The sequence below is a fragment of the Leptospira alstonii serovar Sichuan str. 79601 genome, from assembly GCF_000347175.1.
Classification (GTDB): domain Bacteria; phylum Spirochaetota; class Leptospiria; order Leptospirales; family Leptospiraceae; genus Leptospira; species Leptospira alstonii.
Genome location: NZ_ANIK01000010.1, coordinates 1 through 2,927, shown reverse-complemented (window position 1 = coordinate 2,927; position 2,927 = coordinate 1). Strand labels below are relative to the sequence as shown.

The 2,927-nt window shown below is 41.7% G+C and carries 5 protein-coding genes; all 5 read left to right on the top strand.

Annotation, left to right across the window (positions count from 1 at the left end):
* Window positions 1–249: hypothetical protein (locus tag LEP1GSC194_RS22850; protein WP_086005138.1), on the top strand; the 249-nt coding region annotated here is incomplete at its 5' end.
* The gene (locus LEP1GSC194_RS22845; RefSeq protein ID WP_021064802.1) at window positions 246–767 is read left to right on the top strand and encodes an IS3 family transposase; all 522 of its coding nucleotides are present in this window, start codon (window positions 246–248) and stop codon (window positions 765–767) included. The genes LEP1GSC194_RS22850 and LEP1GSC194_RS22845, both read left to right, overlap by 4 nt.
* Entirely contained in the window at window positions 658–975 is a 318-nt protein-coding gene (locus LEP1GSC194_RS21025) for a DDE-type integrase/transposase/recombinase (protein ID WP_331272594.1), read from the top strand. The genes LEP1GSC194_RS22845 and LEP1GSC194_RS21025 overlap by 110 nt, the downstream gene beginning before the upstream one ends.
* On the top strand, window positions 950–1,138 hold the full coding sequence (locus LEP1GSC194_RS21020; RefSeq protein ID WP_081605022.1) for an IS3 family transposase: 189 nt from the start codon (window positions 950–952) through the stop codon (window positions 1,136–1,138). Before LEP1GSC194_RS21025 ends, LEP1GSC194_RS21020 begins: the two co-directional genes overlap by 26 nt.
* Window positions 1,139–1,404: 266 nt before the next feature.
* Window positions 1,405–2,604 carry a Kelch repeat-containing protein gene (locus tag LEP1GSC194_RS02855; protein WP_036041011.1) on the top strand — a complete coding sequence of 400 codons (1,200 nt, stop codon included), beginning with the start codon at window positions 1,405–1,407 and terminating at the stop codon, window positions 2,602–2,604.
* The last annotated feature ends 323 nt before the right edge of the window (window positions 2,605–2,927 follow it).

Below are 2,927 nucleotides of genomic sequence, written 5' to 3'. Positions count from 1 at the left end.
CTGATTAATTGGAAGAAAAAGTATCTGACGGATGACGGTCCGTTCCAAGATGAACTTCGAGCAGAGAATGAACGTTTAAGGAAAGAACTGATGGAAGTAAAGGAGGAGAGGGAGGAGAGGGAGGAGAGGGAGGAGAGGGAGGAGAGGGAGGAGAGGGAGGAGAGGGAGGAGAGGGAGGAGAGGGAGGAGAGGGAGGAGAGGGAGATCTTAAAAAAGTCCGTGGCCATCTTCTTGAAACCAAGGAAATGAAATATACATATATAAAAAAGAATCATTCCCCTGTAAAGAAGACATGCAAGATTCTGAATGTATCAAAGAGCGGTTACTATGAATGTTTGAAACGAGAAGATAGCGAGAGGGTAAAGTCCAATCAAAAGTTGGACGAAAGAATTCGGATTCTATTTGAGGAACATGAGAATCGATCCGGGTACCTGCGAATTCATCAAGACTTACGTTCGGAAGGTCTTGTTATATCTAAGAATCGAGTTTACAGAAGAATGCGTAAACTGGGTTTAAAAGCCGATCGGAAACGTTCTTTTCGTCCTGTGACCACGAACTCGAAGCACAAACTTCCTGTGGCTCCTAATCTTTTGAATCAGAACTTTCAATCATCGAATTTGAATAAGATCTGGTTATCGGATATCACGTATATTCCAATTGCTGGGAAATGGGCTTACCTATTTGCGATCAAAGATCTTTTCAAGAGAGATCATTGGTTGGGAATTAGGTTCTACATTGGAGACGGAACATCTCTTGAAGGCTTTTGAGAAAGCTCTTTCTCGCACAGGATATCCCAAAGGAGTCATATTCCATTCCGATAGGGGAGTTCAATATGCAAGCGATGACTTTAGAAAAGTATTAAATACGAATAAATTCGTCCAGAGTATGAGTCGGAAAGGTAACTGCTATGACAACGCTCCCGGAACGCGATCCATAGAGAGTCGTTCCGTTGAGTTTTCTGGAATCGTTTTTTAAAACTTTGAAAGTAGAGGAGGTTTACAGAAGGAAATTCAACACAATTAAGGAAGCACAATATTTTCTGTTTGACTATATCGAAAGATATTACAACAGAAGGAGAAGACACTCGGCTTTAGGCTATCTGAGCCCAGTCGAGTTTAGAGAAAGTATTACTGCATAGCCTTGTCCGTTTTTTCGGGGGAAGTCCAATCCGTTTGCAAATGAAAATGGGATTCCACTCACATCCGTATCGATCCGAAAATCATGACATTCTTCAGAGAGTTTTACTTAGGTTTATCCGTGATTTTTTGAGGAACTTCGAAATTGAATTCCAAAGCCGCCTCAAAACGTGAATTGATTCCGGTATCAGTTTATATTTTGCAATGACTTTAAAGCTCCAAAGGACTATTCTATTTTTATCTTCATTCGGTAAAAGGGGTTCTATAAGTGTATTCTCAAGTTGTCTCTCAAACTCGTTGTTTTTTCGTTTGTATATCGGTTTTACTCCTCTGTTACTCCTGTAAAGAAGCTGATAATAACGGATTCAATGGAACGGAACTACTCTTCCTCTTGGGATCTGTAGTGAACGAAGATATTGCAAGATGTTCTTCCGAGTTTCGCACATCCGACTTGATTTCCGGGTCTACCGGTCGTTACGGGGCGACTGGAACGGTTTTAAAGGACGGAAGAATTGCTTTTATCGGAGGGGAAGCGTTGGTCGACCCTATATCGAATCGGATGGAGCTTTTTAATCCAAATCAAATGGTTTGGAACCAAGGTTCGTCTTTAAATTACGGAAGAGCCTATCATACCTCTACACTCTTGACCAATGGTAACATTCTCGTAACAGGAGGGTACGATAATATAGATCTGATTGCAACCGCTGAACGTTTTAACCTGCTTACAAACACTTGGGGTTATGTCGCCCCCATGAATCAGCAACGCGCTCTACATAAAGCCGTCCTACTGTCCGATGGGCGGGTACTCGTAGTTGGAGCAAATTCAAATCAAATTGCGGCGAATGGCGCAGAATTTTATAATCCGAATCAGAATACCTGGACGCAAACGGGCGGTATGAATTCCTTTCGAAGTTCAGGTCTTACTTTGACCCTTTTAAACGACGGGCGTGCGCTTGTCGTAGGTGGTTTTGGGGTCAGCGGTATAGGAGTCGGTGAGAATCTTAGCTCGGTGGAAATTTTTGATCCAAATACGAATCAATGGATCTTGCGTACACCTTTGAATCAACCTCGTTTTGCTCATTCCTCCATTCTATTGTCCGATGGGCGGGTATTAGTGGCCGGAGGCAAATACATGGGAAGTGACAATTCTAACAGCTATTTGGACTCTATGGAAATTTATGATCCGGTTGCAAATGTTTGGAAGTTGCTGAAAATGCCGGTTTCCAGATCGGAATTTACTTTGGAACGCATTTCGGACGGTTCCATTCTTTTCATCGGTGGAAGAAACCAGACTTATGTAAACAATAACTATCGTTATTTTCCGGATACGGATCGTTGGTGTTCTATCGCGACTCTTCAGAAATCCCGCGATGGACATCTCTCGAACGTATTACCTGACGGTTCTATTTTGATATATGGTGGAGCCGGTTTAAACGGTTACGAAGATGCAACGGAGCGACTGCGGTAAAAAAATACGGTGTATTGTCGGTGGAGTGATTTAAGCCGACTTCCTCGAAAAAACGTGCGGACCTGCAACGTACGAATCATAGCTTCTAAATCTTTTGATATTTGAGTTATTGATTTCGTTGGCTGTAGGAACCTCTAAAAACTTCCGTTTCGATATTTGGATAGGCACGAAACGCTGTTATAAAGCATTCTATAATAGAGTTGCTGAAAAATTCCATAGTTCAGATTAACAAAACTGCTTCAATTGTCCATTTCAATGAAACAAAAGCAGATGGAGAATTAATTTTTCAACAACTCTAATATAGATTTTCAAAAAATGCGGGT

Coding starts and splice junctions, on each gene's coding strand:
- LEP1GSC194_RS22845 (WP_021064802.1), top strand. CDS start 246: ATGAAATATACATATATAAAAAAGAATCATTCCCCTGTAAAGAAGACA.